This is a genomic window from Tardiphaga sp. GW821-FHT12E02, from assembly GCF_058807155.1.
In genome coordinates this window covers 3643118-3659561 of the sequence record NZ_JBXAQK010000001.1, presented here as the reverse complement: position 1 = coordinate 3659561, position 16444 = coordinate 3643118, and the positions used below count along the sequence as shown (strand labels likewise).

Genomic DNA, 16444 nt, shown 5'->3' with positions numbered 1-16444 from the left:
GCATCATGTGACGGTTTCTGCTCGTAATGCGAACTGATACGCGACAAATTCCGTCCGCCGCGCACTTGCGAGCGCCTGATCTTACCATTTCAGCCGTTTAGCGTTCGGGTGGACTGGGGCACATCATGAACATACACACACGGGGTATCCGGCGAGCTGAGCGCAACAATGCGACCAGTTTTTTCGCCTCCTTCGACGTCTTCGACACGTTTCTCGTCCGGGCATGCACGACGCCCGAGGGCGTGTTCGAGCGCGCATATCAGCTCTCGCCGGCTTTCGCCCGATACCCGGATGCTGCCGCATCCTACGTGGAGCACCGCCGCCAGGCAGAGGCACGCGCTCGCAGGATGGCACAGCATAAAACCGGATCTTCAGAAGTCGGCATCGACGCGATCTACCGCCTCTTCCCGTTTCGGCTGTTCGGCCTTACCTCTGACGCCGTCGAGCAGTTCGTGGACGCGGAATTTGCCGCTGAACTCGAACTTTGTCGCGTCAATCCGGCAATCCACGAGCATTATCGAGAGCTGCGTGCCAACGGTGCGCGGACCGGCTTCATCTCGGATACCTATTGGAGCACTCAGCAACTGAGCACGCTTTTACGTGCGTGCTGCGCCGATCTGCAATGGGACTTCCTGTTTGCATCCAGCCAGCACGGCAGCAGCAAGAGCGAAAAGCTATTCGATATTTATCTGAAGAAGTGTGCGGTCGATCCGCAGCATGCGGTTCATGTAGGCGATAATCCGGTGGCCGATATCGCCGCCGCCAAGCGCCGGGCCGTCAACGCGCTGCATATACCGCAGGCCAGTGCCGCACTGGCATCCGTATTGTCGCGCGAGGCCACCGTGGAGCGCCTGCTCTGCCCGGTTCATGCAACCATGCTGGACGGCGGCATGCGCACCTTGCGCCGGCTGACAGCGTCCCACGCGGCGAGCCCTTCGCCAGCGCATGATCTCGGCCTGACCGTGTTGGGCCCTGTAATGCACGCCTTCGATGCTTTCACTGACGATCGCATTGCGCGGATCAGCGAAGCAGGCACCAGCACACGCGTCGCGTTTCTCGGACGCGACGGCCACCTCCCGCATCAGATCCGGGCACTGAGTGATACGGCTGCGACATATCTCGAAATCAATCGCCGTGTCGGCATGATGGCGTCCGCCCGGACACTGGCGCCCCTTGTCGATCTCGTCAGCGAACTGCCGGCGATCAATGCGCATGCCTTTTCCGAGATCGTCAAATTCAGCTCGCGTCGGATCGAGGAGTTTTTCGCCAAGCAGCCGCACGGCCGCTGCAGCGGACGCGACCTTGCCAAGGCGCTACCGAAGTTACTCGATAGGCGCGAGCTGACCACGGTTGCCGATGGCTTGCGCATGGAATTGATGACCTATCTCCGCACCCGGATTCCCGATCTGGATCAATGCAGCGATCTCGTGTTGATTGACCTCGGTTACTCCGGGAGCATCCAGAAAGCGCTGCGCCGCATCTTCGATATCGAGGATATCAAGGCGCGCATCCACGGCCTCTATCTGCTGACGCTGGACGATGGTTTTGTTGAATGCGACGCGCGCGACACGTTTGAAGGCCTGATCTCAGACCTGATCGTCACGCCACACATCAAGCGCATGCTCTTGCGTAACATCGCCGTATTGGAGCAGCTATGCTGTTCGTCGAGCGGCTCCGTACGTGGATATCGCAATGGCGCGGTTATGCACGAAGACAATGGTCTATCCGCGGATCAGCATCAGGTGGCGCGTGAGGTGCAACAGGGCGCCGTCGCGTTCAGCACCACGGCTCGGGATTTGCTGACGCGCCTGAACATCTCTCCCTTTGCCAATCTCGATGCGGCCGCGCGCACGGCCACGGCGACTCTCGGACGCCTTCTGTTGCTGCCAACCGACCGGGAGCTAACGCTGCTGGGCAGCTTGCAGCATGACGTCAATCTGGGAACGTCTGCGCTCACGCCACTGGTTGACGGCGATATTCTAAACGCCCAGCAAGTCGTTCGCGCATGGCCGGATGCCTGTACGGCCGGCGATCCGCCCATGTGGCTGGCGGGATCATTCGCAGCCCTGACGCCGGCCCAGAGCTTTCAATATCTGCTGTTCGGAGCCAACCTCCTCCCGAGCGATATCTTCAGCGATGTACGATGTGGCCAGCTGGAAATCGACATTGCGACCCGCATCGGATCCAACGCCAAGCTGTCCACGAATTGTTATCGCACGGGCGCCGGCGAGATACGGATACGAATCCCGATGTCGCTCAACATGAATGTTGCGTCTGTCACCTTGCCACTCGCGCATCTGGCGCCGGAAGGCGTTCTCAACGGTCCGTTCCTGCAATATGGAAAGACCGTCGATCAGGCCATGCGCAGCGTTGATATCCTGAAACTGGATGGACAGGAATTGCGCCCCGCCGGCATGGTCTTCACGGGACGCCACTATGGCAGCGGTGATCAGGCTGCTGCGTTGACCATCGAGCTTCCCGAACAGACCGCGCCCGTGGCGCTGCTGAGTATCGGCATCACGCCGACATCCGGCATGCGGATCCTTGCGCTGGATTGATTGATACCACGCTCATTTGATGATGGCGTCGAACACCAGCGTCTTCAGAATAGGCTGAATACGGCCACGCTGGGTCGGCGTCTGCACCATGAAGATCATCACCATGTCGTGGTCGGGATAGGTCCAGAAATAAGTCCCGGCCGCGCCGCCCCACGCCATCTCGCCGATGAAGCCGGGCACGCCGTCCTCGCCGGGGCCGGTGCGTACGCCGAAGCCGAGCCCGTAGCCGAAGCCGGCGCCGGGATAATAATAGGCCCACGGCTTCACATCAGTGGCCGGCGCCACTTCGTTCTTGCGCATCAGTGCCACGGTCTCGGGCTTGAGGATGCGCTTGCCATCGATCTCGCCGCCATTGATCAGCATCTGCAGGAAGCGCGCATAATCTCCCGTGGTGGCGTTGAGGCCACCTCCTCCGGATTCCCATTTTCGCTTGATGGTGGGATCGCTGATGCTCTCGTTGCCGATGATGCGATCGGTCGGCAGCGGCTGCGCGATGCGCGATGCCTTTGCGGAATCGATAATATAGTAGCTGCTGTCGACCATGCCGATTGGATCGAACAGATATTGCTTCTGGAAATCATAGAGCGACATGCCCGAGGCCACTTCGATGACGCGACCGAGCACGTCGGTGGAATGGCCGTAATCCCAGACAGTTGCGGGCTGGTAGGCGAGCGGCAGCCTGGCCAGGCGATCGGCGAAATCGCTGTTGTCAAAGTCGCCGGCGAACAAACCGGCTTTCAAATAAAGCTCTGTAATCAAGCCAAGATTGGTGAAGGCGGAGCTTATCCCGGACGACTGGCGCATCAGATCGAGCACCGTGATCGGCTTCAGCGCGGGCGAAAAATCGAGATATTTCTGACCGTTGGCGTCGGTCTTTTCGGTCGCGACCTGCGGACTGGCATAGGCCGGAATGTATTTGGCCACGGGATCGTCAAGCTTCAATTTGCCCTGCTCCACCAGCACCATGGCGGCGACTGACGTGACTGGCTTGCTCATTGAATACAGACGAAAGATCGTATCCCGCGTCATCGGCGCCATGGTGGCGGGATCGCGGACGCCAAAGCCTTGATAATAGACGGGTTTGCCGTGGCGCTGGATCAGCATAATGGCGCCGGCGAGATGGCCCTGCCCGACTTCGCGGTCGAGCATCGCGGTGACGCGATCGAGACCGGCTTGCGAAAAGCCAGTGAGATCAGGGGCTTCCGTGAGCAGGTTGCTGGCAGCCGCGGCCGGGCCGATCAGCTTTGCCGCGATAGCTATCGTTACCAGCCATTCGCAAGATTGACGCAAGTTTGCCTCTGGTTTGTCTCAAGCCACGCGGACTCTAACATCCAGATATTTCAACGGCTTGTAAAAATCGGTCGAAATCGAGCGATCGTTTTTCTTGTGGCAATACAGAGGCAGGGCGGATCGCACGGCCGGCCGATCCGCCCTCGCCGCTCCACCTCAGTTCATCGTGATATTGGCCTTCTCGATGACGCCCTTCCAGCGTGCCGTCTCGCTGGCGATGTATGTGCCGAAGGCGGGACCATCGACATCCATCGCCACCGCGCCGAGTTCGGAGATCTTCTTCTTCGTTTCCGGCTGCTGCATGAACGCGCGGATCTCGGCAGAGAGCTTGTCGGTGACCGCCTTCGGCGTGCCCGTCGGCGCGATGAAACCGTGCCAGGCGACGGCCTCGAAGCCCGGCAGGAATTCGGCGACGGCCGGCAGGTTCGGGTCGAACTCGGCACGTTTTGGCGTGGCTGTTGCGAGCATGGCAAGCTTGCCGCCGGTGACATGCGGCAGCAGCAGCGGGACATTGTCGAAGGACAGGTCGATCTGGCCGCTGAGCAGATCCGGCATCATCTGGCTCGAGCCTTTGTAGGGCACATGGACCATCTTGGTGCCCGTCATCTGCTGGAATAGCTCGCCGGCAAGATGCTGCGAGGTCCCCGGCCCGGCCGAACCGAATGTCACCTTGCCGGGATTGGCTTTCAGATAAGCGATCAGATCGGGCACCGTGCGGGCAGCGATCTTGTTCGGGTTCACCACCAGCACATTGGGGACCATGCTCACCTGGGCGATCGGCACGAGGTCCTTCTCCGGATTGTAGCTGAGCTTGGCGCCATAGATGGTCGGGTTGATCGACATCGCCGACGTGCTGGCCACGCCGATCGTGTAGCCATCGGGCTGCGCCTTGGCGACGCGGGTGACGCCGATAATGCTGCCGGCGCCGCCGACATTCTCGACCACGATGGTCGCGCCGAGTTTCTTCTGCAGATGTTCCGCCACCATGCGGCCGAGGATGTCGGCGGTGCCGCCGGCCGAGAACGGCACGATGGTGGTGATGGCGCGGTTGGGATAATTGGCATCCTGCGCGGATGCGGATGTGGCCATGCCGAGCGTGAGGCAGGCAGCCGTCAGGATTGAGGGCAGTCTCATGGGTCGTTCCTCCAGTGGTTTGATCGGCCCCGTTTGTGGGTGCTCGATTTGGGGTGATGCACCACGCGGCAGCGTGATGCATCGTGTTGGTAGCCGCTCCTCCGTCCCTCATGGTGAGGAGGCGCGAAGCGCCGTCTCGAACCATGAGATCGCGGGGCTCAGTGCTTGCGGCCATCCTTCGAGACGCGCGCGTTGCGCGCTCCTCAGGATGAGGGACCGAGATATTTAGTTCATCGTGACGTTGGCTTTTTCCATCACGGTCTTCCAGCGCGCGGTCTCGCTGGCGATGTATTTCGTGAACTCGTCCTGCGGGACGGCAACAGCCACGGCGCCAAGCTCGGACATCTTCTTCTTCGTCTCCGGCAGGCTCATGAATTCACGCACCTCGCTCGACAGCTTGTCCACGATCGGCTTCGGCGTTGCAGCCGGCGCGATGAAACCGTGCCAGGCGACGGCTTCAAAACCCGGCAGGAATTCGGCGACAGCCGGCACCTTGGGATCGAATTCGGCGCGCTTCGGCGTGGCGGTGGCGAGCATGGCCAGCTTGCCGCCGGCGACATGCGGCAGCAGCAGCGGCACATTGTCGAAGGCGATGTCGATCTGGCCCGAGATCAGATCGGTGACCATCTGGCTCGAGCCCTTGTAAGGCACGTGGATCATCTTGGTGCCGGTCATCTGCTGGAACAGCTCACCCGCAAGGTGCTGCGAGGTGCCGGGGCCCGACGAGCCGAACGTGACCTTCTCAGGGTTCGCCTTGATGTATTCGATCAGCTCCGGAACCGTGCGCGCCTTGATGCGATCGGGGTTCACGACGAGGACGTTCGGCACTTGGCTGACCTGGGTGAAGGCCACGAGGTCCTTCTCCGGCTGGAACTGGAGCTTGCTGCCATAGAGCGACGGCGCGATCGCCAGCGGCGAGGTCGAAGCGAGGCCGATCGTGTAGCCATCGGGCTGCGCCTTGGCGACGCGGTTGACGCCGATATTGCCGCCGGCACCGCCCATGTTTTCCACCACCACAGTGGCGCCGAGCTTCTTCTGCAGATGCTCGCCGACCATGCGCGCGATGATGTCCACGGTGCCGCCAGCCGCAAACGGCACGACGATGGTGATCGGCTTGGTCGGATATTTGACGTCCTGTGCGCTGGCGTGGCCGGCGGTGAAGGCGACGCAGGCCGCCATCAGGATGGATTTGATCTTCATGGGAGTCCTCTTCTCGAATTGATTTTTTAGTTCAGCAGTCGAAGCCGCCCTGCTCTATTCCGCCGGCAGCACCTTTCCGGGATTCATGATGTCGTGAGGATCGAGCATCGCCTTAACGCTGCGGAGCAGCTTGAGCTCGACGGGATTGGCGACGCGGCCGAGGCGCTCGCGATTGGCGATGCCGATGCCATGCTCGGCGCTGATGCTGCCGCCAAGGGCTGCGGTCTCTTCATCGACGATGGTATTGATGCCGAGCACTGTGTCGGCGATCTGATCCTTCTGATCCTGCTTGAAGCCGGGAATGATCGCGAGAACGTGGATATTGCCGTCGCCGATATGGCCGTGCATGACGATGCGCGCATCCGGCCGGTAGGCGGCGATGCGCTTCTCCACCTGCTTCACAAACGTGGCCTGCTGCGACAGCGGCACCGCGCTGTCATGCGAGATGACATAGCCGGCGGCCTTGCTGCCTTCCGACACGCTGTGGCGGACTTTCCAGAATGTCGCGGCCTGGGTCTCGCTAGAGGCGACCAGCGCGTCCACGATCAGCTCGCGCTCATAGGCGCCGCCGAGCATGGTCTCCATCGCTTCGTTGAGATCCACGGTGAGCAGAGTATCGACGAGCTCGATCAGGACATACCATGGGGTGTCCAGTTCGAACGGGATGGTCACCAGTGGCAGGTTCTCCGCGATCACCTCGATCTGGCCGCGTGACATCACCTCGAAGGCGCCAAGGCGGTCGCCAAGATCGGTGCGCGCCTGCGCCAGCAGGTCGAGCACCGCATCGATGCTGTTGAGCTTGACGAAGGACACCGCCCTCGCCCGCGGCTTCGGGAAAAGCTTGAGCACGGCACCGGTGATGATGCCGAGCGTGCCTTCGGCGCCGATGAACAGCTGCTTTGTGTCGAAGCTGGTGGAATCCTTGCGCAGCGCCGTCATGCCGTCGAGGATCTCGCCATCGGGCATGACCACTTCGAGGCCGAGGCAAAGCTCGCGCGTGGTGCCATAGCGCAGCACCGCGGTGCCGCCGGCATTGGTGGAGAGATTGCCGCCGATCTGGCACGAGCCCTCGGCGCCGAGGCTGAGCGGAAACAGCCGGTCGATATCGTCGGCGGCCTTCTGGATGTCGGCAAGGATGCAACCGGCATCCACGGCGATGCTGTCGCCCAGGCGGCTGACATGGCGGATCTTGTTGAGGCGATCGAGGCGCAGCACGATCTTCGGGCGGTCGCCGAGCGGCGTGGCGGCGCCGCACATGCCCGTGTTGCCGCCTTGCGGCACGATGGCGATGCCAGCAGCGACGCAGGCTTTTACGACATCCGAGACTTCCTGCGTCGAGCCGGGCTTCACCACGGCCAGCGCATGGCCGTGATAGCGGCCGCGCCAGTCGACCACGTAAGGCTCGAAATCGCCGCCTGGGCCGATGATGTAGCGTTCGCCGACGATGCCGGCGAGCGTTGCGAGGAATGTCGTGTGGTCGGTCAAGTCTGATTCCTCGTCACAAGCTCATCGGTCGTCCCCGCGAAGGCGGGGACCCATACACGCTGGCGAATTGCTGGAAGTGCGATGGTCGTGGCTCTGCCGCTATGATTTTGACGACGGAGGTTATGGGTCCCCGCCTGCGCGGGGACGACACGGAGAGCGACGCTTGCAGATGTGATTGTCATCCAGCCCCCTCACCGAAACGAAAGATCGAGCAGACGGCCTTCGAACAGGCGGTCGCGCGAGGTTTCGAGATGGAGACGCATGGCCGTGCGCGCTGCCTCGGCATCGCGGTCACGGATCGCTTCAAAAATGCTCTTGTGTTCCTCGAACACCGCTTCGAGGCCGGGCTGCGGGCCCATCAGCGACTGGCCGTGCAGCTTCATGCCGACGGCGACATGGTCCTTCAGCGCATTCAGCGAGGTCGCGAAATAATGGTTGTTGGTCGCCTCCGAGATCGCGAGATGAAACGCATAGTCGGCGTCCTCGCGATGCTTGCGGTTCTTGGTCGCCTCGCGCAGCAGGCCGAGCGCTGCTTCCATCTGCACGAGATTATCGTCGCTGCGGCGGAGTGCTGCGAAATGCGCGGCATCGCTTTCCATGCTGATGCGGAATTCGAAGCAGCGCTGGATGTCGGCAATGGTCTCGACGCGCGCATAACCAAACGGCGCCTTGGCATGCGCCTGCACGAAACTGCCCGAGCCCTGGCGAGAATAGATCAGCCCGTCCTCGCGCAAACGGCCGAGCGCTTCGCGCAGCACCGGCCGCGAGACATCGAAAATGGCGGCGAGTTCGTGCTCGCCGGGCAGCTTCTGGTCGGGCGCGTAGTCGCCACTCGCGATGCGCTGCGCGAGTTCGCCATAGACCTTGTCGACAAGCGACGGGCCGGCGTGACGCGCGCGTGGCGCGTCGGACAGTTCGGATGAATCGATCGGCTTCATGATCAAGTCGAACCAAAGCTCACGGTGGCGGCGTGGGTGTTTCATTCGAAAACCCGATCGATATGATCGGCTCTCTCTTGGAAACATTTCCTCGCCAGGTTGCGGCGAACATGTCGAGGCGCGTTCAACTTGTCAACATGTCAAGATTGCGCAGCGCGTTGTTCGCCCTGCGTATGGCGTTGATCTAGAACGATTAAACTTTGCGCGTCATTCCAAAGTCGTATTGCGCTGCACAAAAACTGGCAACTTGTCAGGTTGCAAAATTCATGGTGGAAGGCTGACAACCTTCGAAAGGATTTTTAGCGTGAGCAACGGACTGAACGGCAAGGCCATCGTAATCATCGGCGCAAGCTCGGGCATCGGCGCTGCCGTGGCGAAGAAATTCGGCGCCCTCGGCGCTAACCTGATCGTGCACTACAACGGCAATCCGGAAGGCGCGCAGGACGTCGTGGCGAGCATCCACACCGCCGGCGGCAAGGCCGAGCTGCTGCGCGGGGACGTCTCCGAACGCGCTGAAGCTGCGCGTGTGATCGAGGAAGCGCATGCAAAACTCGGCCGCATCGATGTGCTGATCAACAATGCCGGCGCCATGTTCGGGCGCACCTCCATCGCCAATGCCACCGACGAGCAGTATGACGACGTGCTCGACCTCAATATCGGCTCGGTGTTCTTCGCCTGCCGCAAGGTCGCCAAGATCATGGAAGCGCAGCGCTCCGGCTCGATCATCAACACGACGTCGGTTGCAGCCCGCAATGGCGGCGGCGGCGGTGCCGGCCTCTATGGTTCGGCCAAGGGTTTTGTGAGCACCATCACCCGCGTGCTGGCGAAGGAACTGGCGCCGTTCGGCGTGCGCGCCAATGCGGTGGCGCCGGGCGTGATCATGACGCCGTTCCATCAGCGCTATTCGAATGCCGAACAGCTCGAGGCCTCGCGCCAGACCATCCCGCTCGGCCGCATCGGCACGCCGGAAGAATGCGTCGGCGCCTACCAGTTCCTGGCCGATGAGAGCATGAGCGGCTACATCACCGGCCAGGTGATCGAGGTCAATGGCGGCCAGATCATGCCGTAACGCCCTGCCTCTCATGGTGAGGAGGCCTGCGGCGCAATTGAACCGCTGGCAGCGCCGTCTCGAACCATGAGATGGCTGGGCTCCGAGCTTGCGGCCATCCTTCGAGACGCGCGCTTTGCGCGCTCCTCAGGATGAGGGACTGAGTTTGGGGCCATACAGCAAAGGCCCTCATGGTGAGGAGCGGCCTCTTGGCCGCGTCTCGAACCATGAGATGTGACGCACTTCTGATCGCCGTACGAGACAACAACCTGCAACACACACGAGAGAGACGCCCATGCCAGCCATCTTCCCTACCGGCGTGTTCTGCGCCGCGACCACGCCGTTCAATGCCGATCTCTCCGTCGATCAGGGCCTGTTCACCGCGCATTGCCAGCGGCTGCTCGATGACGGCTGCACCGGCATCGCCATGCTCGGCACCACCGGCGAAGCGAATTCGCTGTCGTCCAGCGAGCGCAAGTCGCTGCTCGAAGCCGTGGTGAAATCCGGCATCGCGCCGAAGAAGCTGCTGCCGGGCACCGGCGTCGCCTCGATCATGGAAACGGTGGAGCTGACGCAGCATGCGCTGGCCAATGGCGTGAATACCGTGGTGATGCTGCCGCCCTATTACTACAAGGGCGTCTCGGACGATGGCATCGTCGATGCCTATACGGCGATCATCGAGCGCATCAACGATCCGCGCCTGCGCGTGGTGCTGTATCACATCCCGCAGATGTCGTCGGTGCCGATCTCGCTCGACGTCATCGACCGCCTGATCAAGCGCTTCCCGGACACCGTGGTCGGCATCAAGGATTCCTCGGGCGACTTTGCCAATATGAGCGCCATCGTCGAGCGCTTCCCCGGCTTCTCGGTGCTGGTCGGCGCCGATCCCCTGATGATCAAGCTGCTGCCCATGGGCGGCGCCGGCTGCATCACCGCGACGTCGAACCTGGTCGGCGGCGATCTCGCCACGGTGTTCAACGGGTTCAACGATCCGTCCAAGGCGGCCGAGGTCGCGGCGGCGCAGGAGCGCATCGTGTCGGGCCGCAATGCGGTCTCGACCTATGCGCAGCTGCCGTCGCTGAAGGTGCTGCTGGCACGGCAATACGGCAATGACGGCTGGATGCGCGTCCGCCCGCCGCTGGTGGGGCTGAGCGCGGCCGATGCGGAAGCGGTCAGGCAGTCGTTCGCGGCGTAAACCCTTCTGTCGTCATTGCGAGCGCAGCGAAGCAATCCAGTTCTTTGGTCAAGGACTGGATTGCTTCGTCGCTACGCTCCTCGCAATGACGGCGATTGAACGATGCTTATAGATGCGGTTCGCGGCTCCGCGAACCGCCCTCTGGCGGAAAACGGATCGTCGTGCCGATGGTGATCCAGTTGGAATCCTCGCCGGTGATATTGCGGCCATAGATCAGATCGACAGAAAACGTCTCGTTGGGCCGATAGCGGATGCCGGTCTGCAACCGCGGCTGGATCACGCTCGGCATGTCCGCCCGGCCCGCCTGCCCGTACAGCTCGATCGTGTATTGCAGCGTATCGGTGAACTTCCAGTCGAAGCCGATGCCATATGTAAAATAGTGCCAGTCATTGACGCGGTCCCAGAGCCAGCCGGCATTGAGATTGATGCGCGTGGTTTCGGAGAAGCGATAGGTCGCGGGGATTTCGACGAACAGCGCCGTGTTCTGGCCGGTGACCGCATCGAAGGTCGCGCTGCCGAGCACGGAGACGCCGAACTTGCCGATCCCGGTGGGCTCGAAATTGTATTTGGCCTTGGGCGCGATGGTCGTGGAGTAATCGCCGCCCGAACGGCTGTAATTGGTGAGCGCGCTGAGTTCGACCGGCTTGCCGAGATCGACCACGCAGGACGGATTGGCGATCGCCGCAAAGTCCGTATTCGTCGCCATCGAATACCAGCTCTCGACTTTGCAGGAGCCGACTTCAGAGATGTCAGCGGCATCGACCGCGTAAGCGCCATTGGCGGCGTTCGCGCGATGGACCGTGCATGACAGTGCGATCGTCGTCACGATCACTGCTGCGAGTAGTTTGCCCCAAGTCTTCCCCATCGGGAAAGCGTAGCTGAGTCGCGCGCTGTCGAGCGGTAGTTTCGCGGCGGATCGTCGCGCGGCGGCACATACACTCCGTCCCTCATGGTGAGGAGGCGCAAAGCGCCGTCTCGAACCATGAGATGGCGGAGCTCCGTCGCCATCCTTCGAGACGCCGCTGCGCGGCTCCTCAGGATGAGGGGCGGAGTTGGGTGTCAGGCAGCGGTTGCCTTGAACTCCCGCCACCCCTTGGCGCGCAGTTCGCAGGCCGGGCACTTGCCGCAGCCATAGCCCCAGTCATGGAGTGCGCCGCGTTCGCCGAGATAGCAGGTGTGGGAGTGTTCGCGGATCAGGCCGGTCAACGGCTCTCCGCCGAGCTGATCGGCCAGTCCCCAGGTCGCGGCCTTGTCCAGCCACATCAGCGGGGTGTGCAGCTGGAAGTTCTTCGCCATGCCGAGATTGAGCGCGCTGTTGAGCGCCTTGATGGTGTCGTCGCGGCAGTCGGGATAGCCGGAATAATCGGTCTCGCACATGCCGCCGACAATATCGGTGATCCCCCGGCGATAGGCCAGCGCCGCGGCGAAGGTCAGGAACACCAGATTGCGGCCGGGCACAAAGGTGTTCGGCAGGCCGTCGGCGCCCATCTCGATGGCGACGTCGCGGGTCAGCGCGGTCTCGGAAATCGACGACAGCGTCGGGATGTCGAGCGTGTGGCTGTCGCCGATCCGGGTGGCCCAGGCCGGATTGATCGCCTTCATGCCGTCGATCAGCTTGGCGCGGCTGTCGAGCTCGACGGCGTGGCGCTGGCCATAGGCGAAGCCGAGCGTCTCGACGCGGGCGAAGCGGTCCAGCGCCCAGGCAAGGCAGGTGGCGGAATCCTGCCCGCCGGAGAACAGGACAAGGGCTGTGGAGGTGGATGGGTCGGTCATGGCGAGGGCATAGCACAAAAGTTGCACCGAATTGTAGGGCGGGTTAGGCGAAGCCATCACCCGCCGGCGGAGCTCGTGTGACGCGCCGGCGGCGGATGACGCTGCGCTCATCCGCCCTATGACCGGAGCCTGCATGACCCCTTCCCGCGATATCACCCGCCTGCTCGAAATCATGGCCGCGCTGCGCACGCCGGTGACGGGCTGCCCGTGGGACCTGGAGCAGGATTTTGCGAGCATCGCGCCCTACACGATCGAGGAGGCCTATGAGGTCGTGGACGCGATTGCGCGAAAGGACCTCGACGATCTCTGCGAGGAGCTGGGCGATCTGCTGCTGCAGGTCGTGTTCCATGCGCAGATGGCGTCCGAGCAAGGCAGGTTCGATTTCGGCGACGTGGTCACGGCGATCACCAAGAAGATGATCCGCCGGCATCCGCATGTGTTCGCGGATGCCGACGGCAATGTCACCTCCGGCCATGTGAAGGGCGTCTGGGATCGCATCAAGGCGGAGGAGAAGGCCGAGCGCGCGGCGCGGCGGGGCGAGGACATCACCGCCCCGAAATCGCTGCTGGCGAGTGTGAAGGCCAGCCAGCCGGCACTGGCACAGGCTCTCGCGCTGCAGGCCAAGGCGTCCACGGTCGGCTTCGACTGGAACGATCCGCGCGCGGTGCTGGCGAAGATCCGCGAGGAAGCCGACGAGATCGAGGCGGCGCTGGAGCGTGGCGATCCCGATCACATCGCGGAAGAGACCGGCGACCTCATGTTCGCGCTGGTGAACCTCGCGCGGCATGTGAAGGCCGATCCGGAAATGGCGCTGCGCGGGACCAATGTGAAGTTCGAGACGCGGTTCGCGTATATCGAGCAGGCGCTGAGAGCCAGGGGGCGCACGCTGGAAGACGCGTCGCTCGAGGAGATGGATGCGCTGTGGAACGAGGCGAAGGGGAAGGTGTGACTCACATCCGTGCCGCCTACTCCCGCCCCTCATGGTGAGGAGGCGCGCAGCGCCGTCTCGAACCATGAGATGGCTTGGCTCCTGAGCCTGCGGCCATCCTTCGAGACGCCGCTGCGCGGCTCCTCAGGATGAGGGACGGAGTTGGGATGGAGAGCGGAGTTTTACTCGGCCTCGCGCAGCACCGCCTTGAAGCGGTCGATCACCACGTCGCGCTTGGTCTCGTCCACGCGCACGGTCATGTCGAAATGACCTTCATGCAGCTCCTTCACCAGCACCTCGGCATTGCGATGCAGCCAGCTGATGCCGGCGCCGTCCGATGCGTCGATGGAGAGGTCCAGCGTGATGCGCGTCGCGGCGAGGCGATCCTCGATGGCGGTGAGCAGCTCATGGACGCCCTCGCCTGTCACAGCGGACACCATGAAGACCGGGCTCTCGCTCGGGCGGCGCGCCGCGATATTGGCGAGGTTTTCGCGCTCCTCGTCGGAGAAGCGATCGATCTTGTTCCAGACCTCGAGAATGCGCGCGCCGGCGCCCGCATCCATATCGATGCCGAGCTGGCGCAGGACGTTGTCGACGTCGCTCTGCTGCGCTTCGGCATCTTCGTGGCTGATGTCGCGGACATGCAGGATGATGTCGGCTTCCAGCACCTCCTCCAGCGTGGCGCGGAACGCCGCCACGAGCTGGGTCGGCAGGTTGGAGATGAAGCCGACGGTGTCGGACAGCATCGCCTTGCCGCCATGGGGCAGCGTCAGCGCGCGCAGCGTCGGATCGAGGGTTGCGAACAGCATGTCCTCGGCCTGCACATCGGCGCGCGTCAGGCGGTTGAACAGCGTGGACTTGCCGGCATTGGTGTAGCCGACCAGTGCGACAACGCGATACGGCACGCGCTGGCGGCCGGCGCGATGCAACCGACGCGTGGCCTGCACTTTCTTCAGATCGGCCTCGAGCCTGCCGATGCGATCGCCGATCATGCGGCGATCGGCTTCGATCTGGGTTTCGCCGGGGCCGCCCATGAAGCCGAAGCCGCCGCGCTGGCGCTCCAGATGGGTCCATGAGCGGACGAGACGGCTGCGCTGATAATTGAGATGCGCGAGTTCGACCTGCAGCGTGCCTTCTTTCGTCTTTGCACGGCGGCCGAAGATTTCCAGGATGAGGCCGGTGCGGTCGAGCACCTTGGCCTTCAGTTCCTTTTCGAGATTGCGCTGCTGGATCGGCGACAGCGCGCAGTCCATCACCACGATGCCAACCTCGTTGGCGGCGATGAGACCGGCGATCTCCTCGACCTTGCCCTTGCCGAGATAGGTGGCGGGACGGATCTGGCTCAGCGGCGCGGCAACGGCCTCGACCACTTCAAGATCGATGGCGCGTGCAAGACCGACCGCCTCTTCGAGACGGGCTTCGGTGTCGCGGACATGGGCATAGGCGCTGGCCTCGGCATCGCCGCGGCGTTCGCGCAGATAAGGACCGACCACGAGAACGCGGCCGGTCGATTCGCTGCCGGCCGCGGGGCGGTCGGCAGCATTGCCTTCAAAGCTACGAAATTCCAATCAAGCGTCTTTCAGGCGTTCGCTCAGGCTTCTTCGCCGCCTTCGAACAATTGGATCGGCGCGCCCGGCATGATGGTCGAGATCGCATGCTTATACACCAGCTGCGAGTGGCCGTCGCGCCGGAGCAGAAGACAGAAATTGTCGAACCAGGTGACGATTCCCTGCAGCTTGACGCCGTTTACGAGGAAGATCGTCAGGGGTGTCTTGGTCTTGCGAACGTGGTTGAGGAAGGTGTCCTGTAGATTTTGTGCGCGGTCTGCCGCCATTTTTCTTAATCCCGCAGTCTGTTGTGTCTGTTTTGTTGCTTTTCTTGCGCCCGGCCCGCCCCTCTGTTGATTTCGGGAGCGTCACCTGACTGCCGAACGCCCAAAGATCCCCCTCGGGGCGCGCAGCAGGACGATTAGACGGCAGACGGCGTGTGAAGGCAAGCCGCCACACGGAAATCGTGCCTGGAAATGCGGCAAACTCTACGCAATGTCCGCAAATTTATGGAATTCCTGGCGCAAACGGAGTGCAGTCGGTCCCGGTTTACCATCGCCGATCGCCTTCCCGTCGATGGCAATGACCGGCATCACGATCTGACTCGCGGAGGACACAAAGGCCTCGGCAGCGTTGGCAGCCTCCTCCGGAGTGAAGTTCCGCTCCTCCAGCTTGAGCTGGAGCGATGCCAGCACCTCGACCAGCACGGCGCGGGTGATGCCCGACAGGATGCCGCGCTCGGCGCTCTTGGTGACGACCTTGCCGTCCCTGGTGATGATCCAGGCGTTGCAGGAGGCGCCTTCGGTGACAAAACCCTTGTCATCCACATACCAGGCCTCATAGGCGCCCTTGTCGCGCGCTTCCTGGCGGGCGAGCACGTTCGGCAGCAGGCCGACGCTCTTGATGTCCACGCGCGGCCAGCGGTTCTCGGCTGTCGTGATGACCTTCACGCCGCGTTCGGCGGAGGCCTGGTTCTTGGCGAAGTTCAGCGATTTGGCCGTGACGACGACGCTCGGCTTCACCTCGGGTGACGGAAAGCCGTGATCGCGATGGGCGACGCCGCGGGTGACCTGCAGATAGACGATGCCGTAATTGATGCGGTTGCGGCGGACGACTTCCTGCATGATGACCTTCAGCGAGGTCAGCGCCATCGGCATGGCGATGCGCAGTTCACGCAGCGAGCGCTCCAGGCGCGCCATGTGGCGCGGGAAATCGACCATCTTGCCGCCGACGATCTCGCAGACCTCATAGACGCCATCGGCGAACTGGTAGCCGCGATCCTCGACATTGACGGCGGCGTCGCTGAGGTTGGTGTAGAGGCCGTTGACATAGGCAATGCGCGACATGG

At 62.7% G+C, this 16444-nt stretch carries 14 protein-coding genes; 4 read left to right on the top strand and 10 right to left on the bottom strand.

The features are described 5' to 3' along the window. Window positions 1-125 precede the first annotated feature (125 nt). A complete protein-coding gene (locus AC1RQ5_RS17320; RefSeq protein ID WP_493200564.1) occupies window positions 126-2558 on the top strand; it encodes an HAD family hydrolase in 2433 nt (810 codons plus the stop codon). A 12-nt stretch (window positions 2559-2570) separates the two neighbouring features. On the opposite strand, the gene AC1RQ5_RS17315 is transcribed toward AC1RQ5_RS17320, so the two are convergent. From AC1RQ5_RS17315 to AC1RQ5_RS17295, 5 genes are all read right to left on the bottom strand, one after another. Further along, window positions 2571-3848: a serine hydrolase domain-containing protein gene (locus tag AC1RQ5_RS17315; RefSeq protein WP_493200562.1), complete on the bottom strand. Its 1278-nt coding sequence runs from the start codon at window positions 3846-3848 to the stop codon at window positions 2571-2573. A 156-nt stretch (window positions 3849-4004) separates the two neighbouring features. Further along, complete coding sequence (locus tag AC1RQ5_RS17310) at window positions 4005-4982, bottom strand: Bug family tripartite tricarboxylate transporter substrate binding protein (RefSeq protein ID WP_398482343.1); 978 nt, start codon at window positions 4980-4982, stop codon at window positions 4005-4007. A 225-nt stretch (window positions 4983-5207) separates the two neighbouring features. Beyond that, window positions 5208-6182, bottom strand: coding sequence for a Bug family tripartite tricarboxylate transporter substrate binding protein (locus AC1RQ5_RS17305; RefSeq protein ID WP_493200560.1), 975 nt, complete (start codon window positions 6180-6182; stop codon window positions 5208-5210). A gap of 54 nt (window positions 6183-6236) precedes the next feature. Next, window positions 6237-7667: an FAD-binding oxidoreductase gene (locus tag AC1RQ5_RS17300; RefSeq protein WP_493200558.1), complete on the bottom strand. Its 1431-nt coding sequence runs from the start codon at window positions 7665-7667 to the stop codon at window positions 6237-6239. A 191-nt stretch (window positions 7668-7858) separates the two neighbouring features. Further along, window positions 7859-8605 (bottom strand): FadR/GntR family transcriptional regulator, encoded by a 747-nt coding sequence (locus tag AC1RQ5_RS17295; protein ID WP_398482349.1) that lies wholly within the window; start codon window positions 8603-8605, stop codon window positions 7859-7861. A 304-nt stretch (window positions 8606-8909) separates the two neighbouring features. Here AC1RQ5_RS17295 and AC1RQ5_RS17290 point away from each other — a divergent pair, with 304 nt between their 5' ends. Together AC1RQ5_RS17290 and AC1RQ5_RS17285 are read left to right on the top strand one after the other, a co-directional pair. Next, on the top strand, window positions 8910-9674 hold the full coding sequence (locus tag AC1RQ5_RS17290; protein WP_493200556.1) for an SDR family NAD(P)-dependent oxidoreductase: 765 nt from the start codon (window positions 8910-8912) through the stop codon (window positions 9672-9674). A 274-nt stretch (window positions 9675-9948) separates the two neighbouring features. Then, the gene (locus tag AC1RQ5_RS17285; protein ID WP_493200554.1) at window positions 9949-10848 is read left to right on the top strand and encodes a dihydrodipicolinate synthase family protein; all 900 of its coding nucleotides are present in this window, start codon (window positions 9949-9951) and stop codon (window positions 10846-10848) included. 106 nt (window positions 10849-10954) lie between these two features. On the opposite strand, the gene AC1RQ5_RS17280 is transcribed toward AC1RQ5_RS17285, so the two are convergent. Further along, window positions 10955-11674 (bottom strand): PA4824 family protein, encoded by a 720-nt coding sequence (locus AC1RQ5_RS17280; RefSeq protein ID WP_493200553.1) that lies wholly within the window; start codon window positions 11672-11674, stop codon window positions 10955-10957. 233 nt (window positions 11675-11907) lie between these two features. Continuing rightward, window positions 11908-12621, bottom strand: coding sequence for a 7-cyano-7-deazaguanine synthase QueC (gene queC, locus AC1RQ5_RS17275; protein WP_493200552.1), 714 nt, complete (start codon window positions 12619-12621; stop codon window positions 11908-11910). A 133-nt stretch (window positions 12622-12754) separates the two neighbouring features. Between queC and mazG the strand changes: the two genes are divergently transcribed. Beyond that, on the top strand, window positions 12755-13570 hold the full coding sequence (gene mazG, locus AC1RQ5_RS17270; protein ID WP_493200550.1) for a nucleoside triphosphate pyrophosphohydrolase: 816 nt from the start codon (window positions 12755-12757) through the stop codon (window positions 13568-13570). 161 nt (window positions 13571-13731) lie between these two features. Here the strand turns inward: mazG and hflX are convergent, their stop codons facing one another. The 3 genes from hflX to AC1RQ5_RS17255 all read right to left on the bottom strand — a co-directional run bounded on the left by hflX (window position 13732) and on the right by AC1RQ5_RS17255 (window position 16442). Continuing rightward, complete coding sequence (hflX, locus tag AC1RQ5_RS17265; RefSeq protein WP_493200549.1) at window positions 13732-15117, bottom strand: GTPase HflX; 1386 nt, start codon at window positions 15115-15117, stop codon at window positions 13732-13734. A gap of 23 nt (window positions 15118-15140) precedes the next feature. Further along, window positions 15141-15383 (bottom strand): RNA chaperone Hfq, encoded by a 243-nt coding sequence (hfq, locus tag AC1RQ5_RS17260; protein WP_211908183.1) that lies wholly within the window; start codon window positions 15381-15383, stop codon window positions 15141-15143. A 201-nt stretch (window positions 15384-15584) separates the two neighbouring features. Then, window positions 15585-16442 (bottom strand): D-amino-acid transaminase, encoded by an 858-nt coding sequence (locus AC1RQ5_RS17255; protein WP_493200547.1) that lies wholly within the window; start codon window positions 16440-16442, stop codon window positions 15585-15587. Between the last annotated feature and the right edge of the window lie 2 nt (window positions 16443-16444).